This is a genomic window from Aminobacter sp. 01T433, from assembly GCF_056398585.1.
In genome coordinates this window covers 40,284-56,964 of the sequence record NZ_JBFTPR010000021.1, presented here as the reverse complement: position 1 = coordinate 56,964, position 16,681 = coordinate 40,284, and the positions used below count along the sequence as shown (strand labels likewise).

Below are 16,681 nucleotides of genomic sequence, written 5' to 3'. Positions count from 1 at the left end.
TCGGTGAAAACGTCAAGAGCCCAGTAGCTCGGACATGGCGCCCACTGCTGTTGGATAGCCGTTAGGCCCAAGGCCAGCGATCACCGCGGTCGCGATCTTCGATACGAAGGAATTGTGATAGTAGGCCTCGCGCCGGTGGATATTGGAGATGTGCAGCTCAATGATAGGGCCTGTACACATCTTCAGCGCGTCGAGAATGGCAATAGAGGTGAAAGTAAAGGCGGCGGGGTTGATGATGACGCCCGCCCTCTCGTCGATCGCCTCGTGGATCCAGTTGATGATCTCGCCTTCGAAGTTCGACTGATGAAAGCGCAGCGGCCGCGCCCCGGCCGCCTTGCGGCACATGGCCTCCACCTCTTCAAGCGTGGTGGTTCCGTAGATTTCGGGCTCACGCTTGCCGAGACGGTTGAGGTTCGGACCGTTAATGACAAAGATCGGTCTAGGCATTTTGGTCTCCATCTAGGGTCAGCCCTGGTAGCCGAGCAGCCGGGGCAACCACAGTACGAGTGAGGGGAAGAAAGTGATCAGCGCCAGCGACGCGATCATTGCCCACAGGAACGGCAGCACATCGCGCACGATGTCCTTTAGTGGCACCTCGGCGATGCGCGTCATGATGAACAGCAGCAGGCCGTAGGGTGGGGTCACCAGGCCGAGCATGATGTTGACCACGACCATCACGCCGAAATGCACCATGTCGATGCCGAGCGCCTGGGCTGTCGGGATCAGCACTGGAACGATGACGAGCAGGATAGTGGTGCCTTCAAGCACGCAGCCAAGTAGCAGCAGTAGGATGTTGACAAGGATCAGGAAGCCTGTCGGCGACAGATCCCAGCTGGTGAAGATGACCTTCAGCGAGTCCGGGATGTTTTCGACCGTCACCACGTAGTTGAACACCAGAGCGCCGGCAATCAGCATGCCGATCGAAGCGCTGGTGCGCGCACTTGCCAGCACCGAGCGGTAGAAATCGACGAAGCTGACGGAGCGATAGAGAACGACGGAAATGAGCAGGGCATAGGCGGCGGCCACCGCTGCGGCCTCGGTCGGCGTCGTGATGCCAGAATAGATGCCGCCCAGAAGCACGACTGGCATCATCAGCGACGGAAACGCCCGCCAAGTGATGCCCGGCAGTTCGCGCAGCGGCGTCGGCGCTTCTACAGGGAAGTTGTGGCGCTTCGCCTGGTAGGCGACGATGCCCATCTGCGATGCCGCCATCAAGAGGCCTGGGATCATGCCGCCGAGGAACAGGTAGCCGATGGAGGCATCGGAGACGAGCGCGTAGATCACCATTGGGATCGAGGGCGGAATGATCGGGCCGATCACGGCCGTCACCGCTGTCAGCGCTGCGGCGTAGCTCGGCGTGTATTTACCGTCCTTGGTCATCATCATCTGCATCATCTTGCCGGTGCCGGCGGCATCGGCGATGGCCGAACCCGACATGCCAGCGAAGATGATGCTCTGGACGATGTTCACGTGCGCGAGGCCGCCGCGGAAGCGGCCAACGATGGCATCGCAAAAGCGCAGCAAGCGTTCGGTCATCGAGCCGATGTTCATCAACTCGGCAGCCAGGATGAACAGCGGCACGGCAAGGATGATGTAGTTGGAGTACATGCCGTTTAGGAGCTGCTCGGCAGCCGTGCCCATATCGAGCCCCGCGAGCAGCAGGTAGAGGATCGACCCGGCGATCATCGAATGGCCAATGGGCAATCCAAGGAACGCTAGAACGGTGATCGCAACAACGGAAAGGGAAAATGGACTAGCGAGGTTCATACGCCCGATCCTGCCTTGGTGGGGTCGAACTCTTGCGGCGCCTTGCCGAACACGGCTTGCCAGGACAGCCAGAGGTAACGGGCGATGACGGCAATGACGAAGATGATGTAGATCGAAAACAGCCAGTCGATACGGATCTTGAGATAGGCTGTCTTTTCGACTTTCATGAACAGCACGTAGTCGAGCACAGCTGGCAGCGAGATGGCGTAAAGCACGAGGAGCGAGAACGCTGCGATCAAGAACATGATGCGGCGGACGCGCGGGGTTGCCGCGGCGTAGAATAGGTCGAAGCGGATCTCTTCTTCCTCGCGCACGACGAAGGCCGCGCCCCACAGCACCAGCCATATCCACAACACGACGCTGAGCTCGTTGGTCCAGCCGATCGGCAGGTTGAGCAGGTAACGGAAGATGATCTGGAGCAGGAACGCCGCGAACATGGCGACCAGCATTGCGGCCAGCACGTTTTCGCCACGACGATAGAGCCAGCCGCCGAGGCTGCGATATGAAGGGGGCAAGGGATCCTCCCGCTTGGGCCGATTTTTTCGGAGACAGGGCGACGGGCGGCGGGCATCACTGCCCGTCGCCCGTCGGAGGACTACAGCGCGTTGATCTTTTCGACCATGCCCTGCGGCCAGTCTTTGGCCATGTCCGAAGCCAGGTACTTGTCCTGTGCGAACTTGCGGAACGCGGCGACATCGGGCTCGTAGATATTCAGCCCCTTGGCCTTGAACTGTTCGACCAGTTCCTTCTCGCGGGCGAGGTGCTTTTCAGTGCTGAAGTCGATTGCAGCATCCGCTGCGGCCTGGAACTTCGCCTGCTGCTCTGGGCTCAGCGCGTTCCAGACCTTGTTCGACACCACCAGCAAGTCGAAGCCGACGAGATGCGACGTCAGGACGATCTGCGACATGACTTCGTAGAACTTCATGTTCTCGACGTTGGGTAGCGGATTGTCCTGGCCATCGATCGCTCCAGTCTGCAGGCCGGTGTAAACCTCGGCATAGGCCATGGCCGTCGGGTTGGCACCGAGTGCCGAGCCCAGGAACTGCCATGCGTCGCCGCCGGGCATGCGCAGCTTCACGCCTGCCAGGTCAGCGGGCGTGGTGATCTTCTTTTCGGGCTTGAGGCCAACCTGGCGTGCGCCGAAATAGGTTGGGCCAAGAACATGGATGCCGAGCTGGTCGGAGGCCATCTTCTTCAGTTCCGCTCCAAGATCGCTGGCAAAGAAGGTCTTGAGGTGGGCAGCGTCACGGAACAGGTAGGCGGCGGTAACGATCGACCAGGCAGGCACCTGCTTGGCGATGTCCTGCGGTGCGATGTTGCCCATCTCCAAGTTGTCGCGTTGCAGCGCCACGAGTTCGGTGCCCTGCTTGAACAGGTTGCCGCCGTAGTAGCCCTCGAAGACGAAGCCATCCTTGGTGGCATCGGCGAACATCTTCATCATGTCGGCGCGGATGTCTTGCTCCGAAAATACCGCCGAAAAGCGCAGCTTCGGCTTGTCTTGTGCAAACGCGGGCCATGCCATGGTTGTCGCGGCAAGCGCTGTTCCGATCAGAAATTGTCTGCGTGTGGCATTCAGTGTCATGGTTTTCCTCCCTTGAAATCCATTCCGTTGCTCAAGCGCCGTCAGAGCGCATTGATCTTTTCGACCGTCCCCTCCGGCGCCTTGAACAGCGCATCCGATTTTGGCCGGCAAATCATGACACAGCCTCGAAATGGCCGGCCATGGCCGCGCGGTCGGGTGCAATGCCGGTGAATAGTTCGAAGGCGCGAACCGCCTGGTAAACAGCCATGCCCGTTCCCCCGAGTGCGCGGCAGCCCAGCGCCTTGGCCTTTCTCAATAGTTCCGTTTCCTCCGGGAAGTATATGATTTCGGCGACCCACTGATCGGGTCGCAGAAAGCCGGACGGGAAGGGCACGCCGGGATATTTGGACATTCCAACCGGTGTCGTGTTGACGATGCCAACGGCGGCATTGACCGTAACGGCCACATCGGTCTTTGCCATAACCTGCTTGCCAAAGCGTGCTGTCATCCGCTGTGCCAGCTGTCGCGCTCGTTCACCGTCGCTATCGACGATGTGCAACTCACGGACACCGAGCTCAATGAGCGCATAGGCAACGGCCGCACCCGCACCCCCGGCACCAAACTGCACCACGCGGCTAAGCGAGCAACCTATCATCCCCTCGCGGAAACTTTCGGCAAAGCCCCATGCGTCGGTGTTGTGCCCTTTTCGCGCGCCACCGGAGAAAACCACCGTGTTGACGGCACCGATCGCCGATGCCTCGGGTGCCAACCAACCCAAATGCTGGATCACGCTCTGCTTGAACGGGTGTGTGATGTTCAGCCCGGCAAAACCCATCTGCTCGGTTGCGGCGATGATGCTCCCCAACGCGCTGTCGGGCAGGCCAAGTCGGTCGAAATCGATCAGCACGTAGTTGTAGCTGATGCCAAGGCGCGCGCCTTCGCGCTCATGCATGATGGGCGAGCGGGACATCTGGATTCCGCGTCCGGCCAACCCGATCAGCACCGCGCCAGGCACAACTGCGTTCGCGGCTTCGGGCTTCGCCAAGAGGCGCCCGAGCATGTCAACGAACGATCCGTCCGAATACTGCAACCTTTGTTCCCTCGCCGCGTGAGTGATGCGGTCAGGCAGCGCTGGACGCTGCTCTTGTTTTTGTTCGGGCTTGGCCGGTAAATGGCTGCGCCTGATTTGATGCACAATGTACGAACTGGTTAGTTTAGTCAACGACCAGAACCGAGGGGCGTGATGGACAGTGAAATGAAGGCGGACAAGCCCAAGGGCCGGCGCAAAGCAAAGGGTTCAACGACGCGCACCCAGGATCCCGAGGGCACCCGGCAAAATATTCTGGAAATCGCCTCGGAAGAGTTTGCGCTGAACGGGCTTTCAGGCGCCCGCATCGACGAAATTGCTGCGCGCACCCGCTCCAGCAAGCGCATGATCTATTACTATTTCGGCGACAAGGAAGGCCTGTATCTCAGCGCGCTGGAAAACGCCTATCGTCTGGTGCGCGAGGGCGAAGCCAAGCTCGACATAGAAGGCCTTTCCCCTGTCGAGGCGCTGTCGCGGCTAGTCGAATTCACGTTCGACCATCACCACCAGCATGAAGAATTCATTCGCATGGTGATGATCGAAAATATCCACCACGGCCAGTTTCTGGAACGCTCAGAAGCCATTCGCGAATTGAATGTGACGGCCATCGACCATATTGCACGCATCTATGCACGTGGCGTGTCGGACGGTGTGTTTCGAGAGGGCATCGACCCGGTCGAACTGCATTGGCAGGTCAGTGCGCTGTGCTTCTTCAACGTCTCCAACCGGGCGACCTTCTCCAAGATCTTCGGTCGCGACTTTGGCACCGAAGATCAATTGGCGCGGCTCAGGCGCAATTCCGTCGATATGGTGGTTCGCTTCGTGATGCGCGAAGCGGCCTGAGCGCGCAAATAGACACAGCTTGATACCCCTTGCGCATGCGCATATTATAAACGAACTAGTTCGTACATTGTGCGCATACGGGAGGATCAGGTGAAAACTTCGATCGCGACGGTCTCGATCAGCGGCGATTTTGCCCAGAAGCTGGCGGCCATTGCCGCAGCCGGCTTTGACGGCATCGAGATATTCGAAAATGACTTCCTCGCCTTTGACGGCTCGCCAGCCGACGCCGGCAAGATGGCGCGAGACGCTGGTCTTGCCATCACCTTGTTCCAGCCGTTCCGCGATTTCGAGGGCCTGCCCGAACCGCAACGCAGCCGCGCTTTCGACCGCGCCGAACGCAAGTTCGACGTCATGCATGAGCTTGGCACCGACCTTATGCTGGTCTGCTCCAGCGTGTCGCCGGTGTCCCTGGGCGGCATCGACCGCGCAGCGGCCGATTTTCGCGAGCTTGGCGAACGTGCCGCCAAACGTGGCCTGCGTGTTGGTTATGAAGCACTCGCTTGGGGCCGACACGTCAACGACCACCGCGATGCCTGGGAGATTGTGCGCCGAGCCGACCATCCCAACATCGGTCTGATCCTGGATTCTTTCCATACGCTGGCGCGCCGGATCGATGTCTCCTCGATACGGTCGATCCCCAAGGACAAGATCTTCATCGTCCAACTCGCCGACGCGCCGGCGATCGACATGGACCTGCTCTACTGGAGCCGCCATTTCCGCAACATGCCGGGCGAAGGCGACATGCCGGTGCGCGAATTCATGCAAGCCGTTTCGGCCACCGGCTACGACGGCTTCCTCTCGCTCGAAATTTTCAACGACGCATTCCGGGGCGGGGTGGCTAAATCTATCGCTCTCGATGGACGCCGTTCCTTGGTCAATCTGATGGATCAGGTACGGCGCGCCGAACCCGCATTGCAGGTCTCGATGCCCGAGATGCCGGATCGCATCGCCACATACGGCGTCGAGTTTGTCGAATTCGCCGCCGATCAGGCAGGTGCCGTCGAACTCGACCGCTTTCTGAATTGCCTCGGCTTCAGCAAGGCTCGCCGCCACGTCTCCAAGGACGTAGCGCTCTATCGTCAGGGCGATATCAATGTCGTGGTCAACACCGAGCGGGAAGGCTTCGCCCATTCGTCTTTCCTGGTGCATGGCACCTCCGTCTGCGCCATCGGGCTCAAGGTGGAGGATGCTCAGGCGACAGTGGACCGTGCGCGCCAGCTGGGTGTCGATCCATTTGAACAGCCTGTCGGTTTAGGCGAGCTTCACATTCCGGCTATTCGCGGCGTCGGCGGCAGTTTGCTCTACTTCATCGACGACAAATCCCGGCTGTCGCAAGTCTGGGAGATTGAATTCCGCTCATCGGACATCGCGCCGACGCTGGCATCGACGGGGCTGACCCGCATCGATCATGTCGGACAGACGATGGACTACGGCGAAATGCTGACCTGGCTACTGTTCTACACATCGATCTTCCAGACGCGCAAAGCGCTTCTGGTCGACGTGATCGACCCTTCCGGAATCGTCCGCAGCCAAGCGATCGAAAACGACGACGGTTCGCTTCGGCTGACGCTCAACGGTGCCGAGAACCGGCGCACCCTTGCCGGCCACTTCATCGCCGAAAGTTTCGGTTCGAACGTGCAGCATCTTGCCTTTGCCTGCGACGACCTCTTCGAAACCGCTGTCGCCTTGAAGGCGCGGGGCTTCGAACCGCTGCAGATTTCGCCCAACTATTATGACGATGTGGAGGCACGTTTCGGCCTTGAGCCGGAACTGGCCGACAAGCTGCGCGAACACAACATGCTCTACGATCGCGACGACCACGGCGAATATTTCCAGCTTTACGCGCCGACCTGGGGCGAAGGCTTCATCATCGAGATTGTTGAACGGCGCGGCGGCTACAAGGGATATGGTGCCCCTAACGCTCCGTTCCGCCTCGCTGCCCAAAAACGGAATATGCGCCCGAAGGGCATGCCGCGCCAGTGATCCAATCACAATGGATCCGCCGGCCGAAACTCAGCGGGCGGTGCGGCGATTTTCTGGGTGAAGCGTCTTGCCGAGGATCGTCCCGTCGCGTCCGATGACGTGGGCGCTGGCACCTACGATGAGTGGATCGTGGGCTTCCACGGTGCGTGGGCCATCGCCGTGATAGGGCAACGCGTTCAGGAAATGCCGCATACAGTTCAATCGCGCCCGCTTCTTGTCATCGGATTTGATGATGGTCCAAGGGGCGTCGGCCGTGTCGGTGAAAAAGAACATGGCCTCCTTCGCTTCAGTGTATTCGTCCCACTTGCTGAGGGATGCCTTATCGATCGGTGACAGTTTCCATTGCTTCAACGGATCCGTCTCCCGCTCGGTGAAGCGGCGCGCCTGTTCATTTCTGGTGACCGAAAACCAGTATTTGAACAGCCGTACGCCGGAGCGAACGATCATCCTTTCGAGCTCAGGGCATTCGCGCATGAATTCGAGATATTCATTCGGTGAACAAAACCCCATCACCCGCTCAACGCCAGCGCGGTTGTACCAGGAGCGGTCGAAAAACACGATCTCGCCTGCTGCTGGAAGATGCTGAAGGTAGCGCTGAAAAAACCATTGCGTTCTTTCGCGTTCGGTTGGCTTTTCAAGCGCCACGACCTTGGCAGCGCGCGGATTGAGGTGTTCCATATATCGCTTGATCGTGCCGCCTTTCCCAGCAGCATCGCGTCCTTCAAACAGGACAACAATCTTCTGGCCGGTCTCCTTGGCCCAACTTTGGGCCTTGAGGAGTTCGACCTGAAGGCGGCCCATCTGCTCCAGATAGAGCTTGTTGCTCAGTCCTACGCGATACGGGTACTCGCCCGTTTCAAAGGTGTGACGTATGGCTTCGGGATTCCTCCGAAGTGAAGGAATGTCGATGTGGTGTTCGTTCAACGATGGTGCTGGAGCCGCATCGACATGGCTGGTCGCTGTTTCTGCTGCCAGGGGCTGGTCTTGACTTGAAGCGGTCGGATTGACGTCGTCCACGCCCAGCTGTGTGCGTGCGATCAATGTCTCATCCGAGCTGGGAGCTGTTGTTTCGACCATAATGCGCACCTTCTCCGTTTTCACGATGATTGAAGAAGGTTATCGCAACCATCAGGTATGGAGTTGATCTGGATCAACGGAGGTGTGGGTCCGCTCGCAGTTCGCGTTCGGGCTGGCCATGATGGCATCGCGCTGGTGAAATCTTCGTGAGAGCCGCCGTCGTGGACCCTGTGGCGATATCCCCCAGGGCGGCAATAGAACTAGCGCTCGTTGGGATGAAAGCGGTGAGTTGCTCAAGAAACTGAAAGGGGAGCAAGCCTGGGGCGATCCAGGCTTGCCCCTCCAAAGGGTGCTAAACAATGCCCCGCGGGGGGTGGTGGCGGGGTGCGAAGCATCAGCTAGCAATCGAATTGTACAGGAATATGAATCAGTTTCAATTGGTTTGTGGACATATCTGAATTATTTTCCTATTGTCTTTTTGTTGGCTACCCGGGGGATTGGGTGGTCAATCAGACTCGAGTTGGGGCTTGCTCGGTAGTCTAGAGGAAGAGGTCCGGCATCTACGGGTGCTGGACCTCTTCTTTGGTATGAAAAGCCAAGCATCTCGCATCGGCACAAGCTCAATCGGCGCCGCTGGACTTCCTCAGCGGTGGATGCTTTCGCGCACACGCGATTACCCTCGAGGCCAACATCCAAGCCATATCACTGTTGATCCACACGGCAGGGAGAAGTATTTCTCTTGTCGACAAAAGGATTCCAGATGACCAATACCGAAACCAATTCCATTCCCGAACGCAAGCGAGGCTCGGGCGTAAAGGTCGTCTACGACCTCCTACGCGACGAGATCCTTGATCTGGTCCTGCTGCCAGGCAGCCCGATCGACGAGGTGCAACTGGCCGAGCGTTTCAAGATGTCGCGCACGCCGATCCGTGAGGCGCTAGTGCGGCTGGCGGGTGAGGGGCTGATCGCTACGCTGCCCAACCGCTCGACAATGGTGTCGAACATCGACTTCCTTAATATGCACACCTATTTCGACGCGCTGGTGCTGATGTACCGCGTGACGACACGGCTGGCGGCCCAACATCACCGCGCCGACGACCTCAAGATCATTCGCGCCCACCAGGCCGAGTTTGCCGCCGCCGTGCAGGCGCAGGACGCACTCGCCATGATCGCCACCAACGCAGCTCTGCACCAGGCGATCTCGGAAGCGGGGCGCAATCCCTATTTCTCCAGCCTGTTCAACCGGCTGCTCGACGAGGGGCGACGCATCCTCAGGCTCTATTACCAGTCCTACGACGACCGGCTGCCGCAGCGCTTCGTCGACGAGCATGAAGACATGATCGCAGTCATTGCCGCGCGTGACGTCGAGGCCGCCGACCGGCTGGCCAAGGCGCATGCCGAGCAGATCGTGGACCAGATCCAGAAGCTTTTCACCCGCAATGAGAGGCTCGAAGTGGCGTTGTGAGTTTCATTCGAATTCTTGTCGACAAATAAAATGCAAAGCGTATAATCGATGGCGAGGGCACGGAAACGGCGCCGTTTTGGCGTGGCGGTCGTGCCGATATCACAGCCCCAGAGGAGTTTGAGATGAAGGCGAAGATTTTCACCGGCGTAATTCCCGCACTGATGACCCCTTGCAAGGCGGATCGCACCCCTGACTTCGACGCGCTCGTCCGCAAGGGCAAGGAGCTGATCGCGCAGGGCATGTCGGCGGTCGTCTATTGCGGCTCCATGGGTGACTGGCCGCTACTGACGGACGCCCAGCGCATGGAGGGCGTGGAACGCCTGGTGAAGGCGGGTATTCCTGTCATCGTCGGCACCGGCGGCATCAACAGCGCCTCGGCGGTGGCCCACGCGGCGCACGCCCAGAAGGTCGGCGCACAGGGCCTCATGGTCATCCCCCGCGTGCTTTCGCGTGGTTCTTCGCTCACCGCCCAGAAGGCGCATTTCAGCGCAATTCTGTCGGCGGCTGCGGATCTGCCCGCAGTCATCTACAACAGCCCTTACTATGGCTTCGCCACCCGCGCCGACCTGTTCTTCGCGCTGCGCGCCGAGCACAAGAACCTCGTCGGCTTCAAGGAATTCGGCGGCAATGCCGACATGCGCTATGCCGCCGAGCACATCACCAGCCGCGATGACGGCGTTTCCCTGATGATCGGCGTCGACACCGCCGTCTTCCACGGCTTCGTCAACTGCGGCGCGACCGGTGCCATCACGGGCATCGGCAACGTGCTGCCGAAGGAAGTGATCCACCTCTGCAACCTGTCGCAGGCAGCAGCCACCGGTGACGTTGATGCCCGCCAGCGCGCGCTGGAGCTGGAGCAGGCGTTGGCCGTGCTGTCGTCCTTCGACGAAGGCGCCGATCTCGTCCTCTATTTCAAGCACATGATGGTGATGAAGGGCGACAAGGAGTACACGCTCCACTTCAACGAGACCGATGCACTGACCGACAGCCAGCGCGGCTACTGCGAGGCGCAGTTCAAGCTGTTCAACAGCTGGTACGGCGAGTGGAGCAAGCTCCCCGGCGCGGTCGAAAAGTACAAGGGCTGACCTATACCCCTGGAAACGAAAAGGCCCTCCCGAGCGATCGGGAGGGCCTTTCTATTTGAGGTGAGGCTTGGCGGCGCATCTCGCCCTTGAATGGCCGTTTCCTATGAAACGGCGTCGAGTCCTTGTGCGAGAAGGCGGTCGAGTTGCTCGATCTCGGCGGCGGTGAGCACGATGCCTTCGGTCTTGGATTTGGCGCGCGCGATATAGCGGCGCTGCGAGGGCAGGCGGGCACCTTGGCCGGCGATCGCCTCAAACAGCGTCTCCGCCCTGGCGAAGGGATTGCCGGGACGGCCGGCGGAGAAAGCTTGCGGCGAAAAGGCCAGAATGAGTTCGCCATGCGGCGGGGCGAGTGTGGTTGTGCCGAGATATTCCAGCACTTCCGGGCTGGTCAGGTCGCCGATCATGATGCCGGCGAGCAGCTCGATCATCGTGCCGATGGCCGAGCCCTTGTGCCCGCCGAAGGGCAGCATGGCGCCGGCGAGTGCTGCCGCCGGGTCGGTGGTCGGGTTGCCCTCAGCATCGATGGCCCAGCCCTCCGGCAACGGCTTTCCGGCACGGCGGTGCAACTCGATCTCGCCGCGCGCGGCGACCGAAGTGGCAAAGTCGAAGACGTAGGGTGGCTTATCCTCGCGCGGCCAGCCGAAGGCAAAAGGGTTGGTTCCGAGCAGTGGCTTGTTGCCACCGGCGGGCGCCACCGATGCGTAGCTGGGGCACATGACGAGACCGGCAAGACCTTGTTCGGTGATGGCCTCGACCTCGGGCCAGAGGGCGGAGAAATGGGTGCAGTCGTTGATGACGAGGGCCGCGAGGCCAAACGAACGGGCGCGCTCAGTGAGCGCCGGTAGGCCAAGCTCGAAGGCCGGGTTGGCAAAGCCGCTCTTGGCGTTGACCCTGACGATGGCTGAACCTTCCTGAAGCAACAGTTCCGGCACGGCGTCCGGCCTGACCTTGCCAGCTTTCACCGTACGCAGGGTGCCTTCGATACGGTAAATGCCGTGCGACTTGCAGGCGTCGCGCTCGCCAGCGACGATCACGCGGGCGAGGGCGCCCGACTGGACGGCGTTCAGCCCTGCCTTGCGGAAGATTGCCTCGACGCGTTCGTGCAGCGCGCTGATCGGCAGGGCGGTGGTCTCACTCATATTGTCTCTCTCATCGAAGTCGCGCCCGATGGGCGGTCGTGGCGGTTGAAATTGTGCATACATAGAGTATACAAATACTCGACAAGTGCAAATCGACTGCGTGCCGATCGTCGCCGATCCCGCGCGTGATCATCAGAAAGGAACCTCGTATGGCCTTTACCCCCAAAGGAAAACACCTCGTTGCGGGCGAATGGCTCGACGGTGTCGGCACCTTCGAAAGCTCTCCAGCGCACGGCCCGGTGCATCAGTTCGCTGCCGGCTCGGTGCATCTGGTCAACCGTGCCTGCGAAGCCGCCGAGGAAGCCTTCTGGAGTTACGGCTACTCGACACGCTCTGATCGCGCCGCCTTCCTGCGCGCCATTGCCGACGAGATCGAAGCCCGCGCCGATGCGATCACCGAGATCGGCAGTCAGGAAACCGGCCTGCCGGAAGCGCGCCTTCAGGGCGAACGCGGTCGCACGACCGGTCAGCTCAGGCTGTTCGCCGACCATATCGAAAAGGGTGATTATCTCGACCGTCGCCTGGACGCGCCTCTTCCCGATCGCCAGCCCGCACCGCGCCCGGAGATCCGGCTTATCCAGCGGCCAGTGGGACCGGTGGCTGTGTTCGGTGCCTCGAACTTCCCGCTCGCCTTCTCGACCGCTGGCGGTGACACGGCGGCAGCACTTGCCGCCGGCTGCCCTGTCGTGGTGAAGGGCCACTCAGCGCATCCCGGCACGGGCGAAATCATCGCACAGGCCATTGAAGCCGCTATCCGCAAGACCGGTGTTCACCCAGGGGTTTTTGCGTTGATCCAGGGCGGCAGCCGCGAGGTCGGTCACGCTCTGGTCCAGCACCCGCTGATCAAGGCGGTGGGCTTCACCGGTTCGCTCGCCGGTGGACGCGCGCTGTTTGATCTGTGTGCAGGGCGGCCGGAGCCGATCCCGTTCTTCGGCGAACTCGGCTCGGTCAACCCGATGATGATGATGCCCGAGGCGCTGAAGGCGCGGGCCGAGGCGCTGGGCCAGGGTTGGGCAGGTTCGCTGGCCATGGGTGCCGGCCAGTTTTGCACAAACCCCGGCATTGCTGTGGTGATCGATGGTTCTGACGCCGACCGTTTTACAAGTGCTGCGACCGAAGCGCTCGCCAAGGTCGGCCCGCAGACCATGCTGACCGACGGCATTGCCAAGGCCTATCATGAAGGCACGGCGCGCTTTGCCACGCGCAACACTGTCAAGCCGCTGCTTATGACCGAATCGTCGGGCCGCAGCGCTACGCCCAACCTGTTCGAGACCACGGGCGCGCAGTTCGTCGCCGACCATCTTCTGGGCGAGGAGGTCTTCGGGCCGCTCGGGCTGGTGGTCCGGGTCGACTCGCTCGACGAGATGGAGCAGATAGCGCGCCGCTTCGACGGCCAGCTGACCGCGACCATCCACATGGATGCTGGTGACCTCGAAGCCGCTCGCCGCTTGCTCCCGGTGCTTGAGCGCAAGGCTGGGCGGGTGCTGGTCAATGGCTTCCCAACCGGGGTCGAAGTGGTTGATTCCATGGTGCATGGCGGGCCGTATCCGGCCTCGACCAATTTCGGTGCCACCAGCGTCGGCACCATGTCGATCCGCCGCTTCCTGCGCCCGGTTTCCTACCAGAACATGCCGGAAGGCCTGCTGCCCGAGGACTTCCAGGGCTGATCCAGCGCGCTCACAGACGCGGGCGGGGCTTTCCGCCGGGAAGGCCTGCCCGCTGCCGCGCCGAAATGCCGCACTCATATACTTTTTGTATACGCCTTGTATTTTTGATTTGATTTACGCTCTCTGACGCGAAATAGTGCGCCGGCGTCATCTGACGAACCTACTCAGGGAGAGAGTGTAATAATGAAGACCTCGGTCCTCGCCTTCGGCCTCATGGCCGCCACCGTACTGACCAGCCAGGCTCAGGCCGACAAGTTGGACGACATCATCGCGGCAGGTACGCTGCGCTGCGCTGTCGTGCTCGATTTCCCGCCAATGGGCGCGCGCGACGAGAACAACAATCCGATCGGCTTCGACGTGGATTACTGCAACGACCTGGCCAAGGCGCTCGGCGTCACTGCCGAAATCGTCGAGACGCCGTTCCCCGAGCGCATCCCTGCGCTGATGTCGGGCCGCGTCGACGTGGGCGTCGCCTCGACCTCGGACACGCTGGAGCGCGCCAAGACCGTCGGCATGACGATCCCCTACTTCGCCTTCGAAATGGCTGTTACCGCCAACGACAAGACCGGCATCAAGTCGTTCGAAGACATGAAGGGCAAGGTCGTGGGCGCTACTGCCGGCACCTACGAGGCCATCGCTCTGGAAAAGCAGGTCAAGGAATGGGGTGCAGGCGAGTTCCGTCCCTACCAGACGCAGGCCGACGTGTTCCTGGCTCTGAGCCAGGGCCAGCTCGACGCCACCGTCTCGACCTCGACCGTTGCCCAGGCCAATGTGAAGACCGGCAAGTTCCCCGGCATCGCGGTGGTCGGCAAGGCGCCGTTCGATATTGACTATGTGGCTCTCTTCACCAATCGCGAGGAATACGGCCTCATCAACTACCTCAACCTGTTCATCAACCAGCAGGTCCGCACCGGCCGGTATGCCGAACTCTACGGAAAATGGGTGGGCGGCGAAGTGCCCTCCCTTGCGGTGAACAACGTCTACCGTTGATCTGACCGTTTCTCTGGCGGCGCGAGGCAATCACCTCGCGCCGTTTTCCCTCTCAGTGCGAGACGGTAATGTTCCACTACACCTTCCATTGGAACCAGGCGTTCAAGGCATTGCCGCAGATGCTCGATGGCGCGCTGGTCACGCTGCAGATCGCGCTCCTGTCGATGGTCATTGGCATGGCTATTGCGCTTTGCCTGACCCTTTTCCGCCTGTCGGGCAATCGTATCCTCGGCGGCTTCGCCACGGCTTGGGTCGAAGTGGCGCGCAATACGCCGGCACTGTTCCAGATCTACATGGCCCATTTCGGCCTCGGCAATTTCGGCATCCACCTGAGCCCGTTCGTCGCGCTCCTGGTCGGCATCGCCTTCAACAATGCGGGCTATCTGGCCGAGAATTTTCGGGGTGCGCTGAAGGCGATCCCTGACACCCAGGCCCGTGCCGGGCGTTCCCTTGGCATGACCTCGTTGCAGGCTTTCCGGTTGATCGTGCTACCGCAGATGCTGCGTATCGCCTTCCTGCCCGCTACCAACCAGATGGTATGGGCAATCCTGATGACTTCGCTTGGCGTCACAGTCGGCATGAGCACCGACCTGGCGGGCGTCACGCAGGCGCTGAATGCCCTCTCTTTCAGAACCTTTGAGTTCTTCGCGATCGCCGCGGTGATCTACTACGTCATCGCCAAGGCGGTGACTCTGGCCGCCCGGGCATTTGCCTCGCGCATGTTCCGCTACTGAGAGAGGCAAGAGATGTTCAACACTGCCCTCACCTGGGGTGACCTCGCCTTCCTTGCGCAGGGCGCGGGGATGACGCTTGCCGTCACCGCCGTCTCTGTCGCCGCCGGCACTGTGCTTGGTGTCCTCTTTGGCGTCATCCGCTTCCAGCTCGGCCCTTACTGGGCCGCACCGCTGACCTTCGTCCTCGACGTATTCCGCTCGGTACCCTTGCTGATCCAGCTGGTGCTCGGCAATGCCCTGCAGGCCATCATGAAACTGGGTTGGGCCCCGTTCACGACCTCCTGCGTGGTGCTGTCGCTCTATACGGCCGCCTATTGCACCGAGATTGTGCGCGGCGGCATTGAATCGGTGCCTGGGACCACCCGCCGTGCCGCCCGCTCGCTCGGCATGAGCTGGTCGCAGGACATGCGCTATATCGTGGCGCCGCTCGCCATTCGCGTTTCGCTTCCTTCCTGGATCGGGCTGACGCTCGGCGTGATGAAGGATTCGGCGCTGGTGCTCTGGCTTGGGCTGATCGAGCTGCTGCGCGCCTCGCAGATCCTCGTCACCCGTCTGCAGGAGCCGCTATTCATCCTGCTGATCTGCGGCGCCATCTACTTCATCATCAGCCTTCCCATCGCCCGACTTGGCGGGTATCTCGAGAAACGGTGGTCCCCCAATGATTGAGATCGAAAACGTCCGCAAATCCTTCGGCCAGCTGGAAGTCCTCAAGGGCATCGACCTCACCGTCAAGAAGGGCGAGGTGGTTACCATCATCGGCGGTTCCGGTTCGGGCAAGTCGACGCTGCTTACCTGCATCAACGGCTTGGAGCCGATCGCTGCCGGCCGGGTGGTGATCGACGGCACCGACGTCCATGCCAAGGGCACCGACCTCAACAAGCTGCGCCAGAAGGTGGGCATCGTCTTCCAGCAATGGAACGCCTTCCCACACCTGACCGTGCTCGAAAATGTGATGCTCGCGCCGCGCAAGGTGCTTGGCCTGCCCAAGGAAAAAGCAGAAGAGATCGCGGTCAAGCAGCTGACCCATGTCGGCCTCGCCGAGAAGCTTTCGGTCTATCCGAACCGCATGTCGGGCGGCCAGCAGCAGCGCATGGCGATTGCGCGTGCGCTAGCCATGTCGCCCACATACATGCTGTTTGACGAGGTGACTTCGGCGCTCGATCCGATGCTGGTGGGCGAGGTGCTGGACACGCTGCGCATGCTGGCGTCCGAAGGCATGACGATGATCTGCGTGACGCACGAGATGAAGTTTGCGCGCGAGGTTTCCGATCGCGTTGCCTTCTTCCATCAGGGCGTCATGGCCGAGATCGCATCGCCCGAGCAGCTGTTCGATGCGCCTCAGCACCCCGAGACCAAGAAGTTCCTGGCCGCAACGCATTGAG

16 protein-coding genes are annotated in these 16,681 nt (G+C 60.9%); 9 read left to right on the top strand and 7 right to left on the bottom strand.

Translation table 11 applies throughout. The features are described 5' to 3' along the window. Window positions 1–12: 12 nt before the first annotated feature. From AC1DLV_RS26250 to AC1DLV_RS26230, 5 genes are all read right to left on the bottom strand, one after another. Window positions 13–447 (bottom strand): type II 3-dehydroquinate dehydratase, encoded by a 435-nt coding sequence (locus tag AC1DLV_RS26250; protein WP_476802973.1) that lies wholly within the window; start codon window positions 445–447, stop codon window positions 13–15. A gap of 18 nt (window positions 448–465) precedes the next feature. Continuing rightward, complete coding sequence (locus tag AC1DLV_RS26245) at window positions 466–1,767, bottom strand: TRAP transporter large permease (protein ID WP_476802972.1); 1,302 nt, start codon at window positions 1,765–1,767, stop codon at window positions 466–468. Beyond that, window positions 1,764–2,282 carry a TRAP transporter small permease gene (locus AC1DLV_RS26240; RefSeq protein WP_476802971.1) on the bottom strand — a complete coding sequence of 173 codons (519 nt, stop codon included), beginning with the start codon at window positions 2,280–2,282 and terminating at the stop codon, window positions 1,764–1,766. The genes AC1DLV_RS26245 and AC1DLV_RS26240 overlap by 4 nt, the downstream gene beginning before the upstream one ends. An 80-nt stretch (window positions 2,283–2,362) precedes the next feature. Beyond that, window positions 2,363–3,349, bottom strand: a complete 987-nt coding sequence (dctP, locus tag AC1DLV_RS26235; RefSeq protein WP_476802970.1) for a TRAP transporter substrate-binding protein DctP — start codon at window positions 3,347–3,349, stop codon at window positions 2,363–2,365. Between the two features lie 112 nt (window positions 3,350–3,461). After that, entirely contained in the window at window positions 3,462–4,349 is an 888-nt protein-coding gene (locus tag AC1DLV_RS26230; RefSeq protein WP_476802969.1) for a shikimate dehydrogenase, read from the bottom strand. 195 nt (window positions 4,350–4,544) lie between these two features. Between AC1DLV_RS26230 and AC1DLV_RS26225 the strand changes: the two genes are divergently transcribed. Together AC1DLV_RS26225 and AC1DLV_RS26220 are read left to right on the top strand one after the other, a co-directional pair. Further along, window positions 4,545–5,219, top strand: a complete 675-nt coding sequence (locus AC1DLV_RS26225; protein ID WP_476803008.1) for a TetR/AcrR family transcriptional regulator — start codon at window positions 4,545–4,547, stop codon at window positions 5,217–5,219. 90 nt (window positions 5,220–5,309) lie between these two features. Then, window positions 5,310–7,202 carry a bifunctional sugar phosphate isomerase/epimerase/4-hydroxyphenylpyruvate dioxygenase family protein gene (locus AC1DLV_RS26220; RefSeq protein ID WP_476802968.1) on the top strand — a complete coding sequence of 631 codons (1,893 nt, stop codon included), beginning with the start codon at window positions 5,310–5,312 and terminating at the stop codon, window positions 7,200–7,202. 30 nt (window positions 7,203–7,232) lie between these two features. On the opposite strand, the gene ppk2 is transcribed toward AC1DLV_RS26220, so the two are convergent. After that, window positions 7,233–8,279, bottom strand: coding sequence for a polyphosphate kinase 2 (ppk2, locus tag AC1DLV_RS26215; RefSeq protein ID WP_476802967.1), 1,047 nt, complete (start codon window positions 8,277–8,279; stop codon window positions 7,233–7,235). A 700-nt stretch (window positions 8,280–8,979) separates the two neighbouring features. Here ppk2 and AC1DLV_RS26210 point away from each other — a divergent pair. Further along, window positions 8,980–9,684, top strand: a complete 705-nt coding sequence (locus AC1DLV_RS26210; RefSeq protein WP_476802966.1) for a GntR family transcriptional regulator — start codon at window positions 8,980–8,982, stop codon at window positions 9,682–9,684. Window positions 9,685–9,806: 122 nt separating this feature from the next. Then, complete coding sequence (locus tag AC1DLV_RS26205; protein ID WP_476802965.1) at window positions 9,807–10,769, top strand: dihydrodipicolinate synthase family protein; 963 nt, start codon at window positions 9,807–9,809, stop codon at window positions 10,767–10,769. Between the two features lie 101 nt (window positions 10,770–10,870). On the opposite strand, the gene AC1DLV_RS26200 is transcribed toward AC1DLV_RS26205, so the two are convergent. Then, the gene (locus AC1DLV_RS26200) at window positions 10,871–11,908 is read right to left on the bottom strand and encodes an Ldh family oxidoreductase (RefSeq protein ID WP_476802964.1); all 1,038 of its coding nucleotides are present in this window, start codon (window positions 11,906–11,908) and stop codon (window positions 10,871–10,873) included. A 149-nt stretch (window positions 11,909–12,057) separates the two neighbouring features. On the opposite strand from AC1DLV_RS26200, the gene AC1DLV_RS26195 reads away from it, so the two are divergent. The 5 genes from AC1DLV_RS26195 to AC1DLV_RS26175 all read left to right on the top strand — a co-directional run bounded on the left by AC1DLV_RS26195 (window position 12,058) and on the right by AC1DLV_RS26175 (window position 16,680). After that, the gene (locus AC1DLV_RS26195; protein ID WP_476802963.1) at window positions 12,058–13,575 is read left to right on the top strand and encodes an aldehyde dehydrogenase (NADP(+)); all 1,518 of its coding nucleotides are present in this window, start codon (window positions 12,058–12,060) and stop codon (window positions 13,573–13,575) included. A gap of 183 nt (window positions 13,576–13,758) precedes the next feature. Further along, window positions 13,759–14,565, top strand: a complete 807-nt coding sequence (locus tag AC1DLV_RS26190) for an ABC transporter substrate-binding protein (protein ID WP_476802962.1) — start codon at window positions 13,759–13,761, stop codon at window positions 14,563–14,565. 68 nt (window positions 14,566–14,633) lie between these two features. Beyond that, window positions 14,634–15,299, top strand: a complete 666-nt coding sequence (locus AC1DLV_RS26185; protein ID WP_476802961.1) for an amino acid ABC transporter permease — start codon at window positions 14,634–14,636, stop codon at window positions 15,297–15,299. 12 nt (window positions 15,300–15,311) lie between these two features. After that, entirely contained in the window at window positions 15,312–15,965 is a 654-nt protein-coding gene (locus AC1DLV_RS26180) for an amino acid ABC transporter permease (RefSeq protein WP_476802960.1), read from the top strand. Beyond that, window positions 15,958–16,680 carry an amino acid ABC transporter ATP-binding protein gene (locus AC1DLV_RS26175; protein WP_476802959.1) on the top strand — a complete coding sequence of 241 codons (723 nt, stop codon included), beginning with the start codon at window positions 15,958–15,960 and terminating at the stop codon, window positions 16,678–16,680. The genes AC1DLV_RS26180 and AC1DLV_RS26175 overlap by 8 nt, the downstream gene beginning before the upstream one ends. Window position 16,681: the final 1 nt, after the last annotated feature.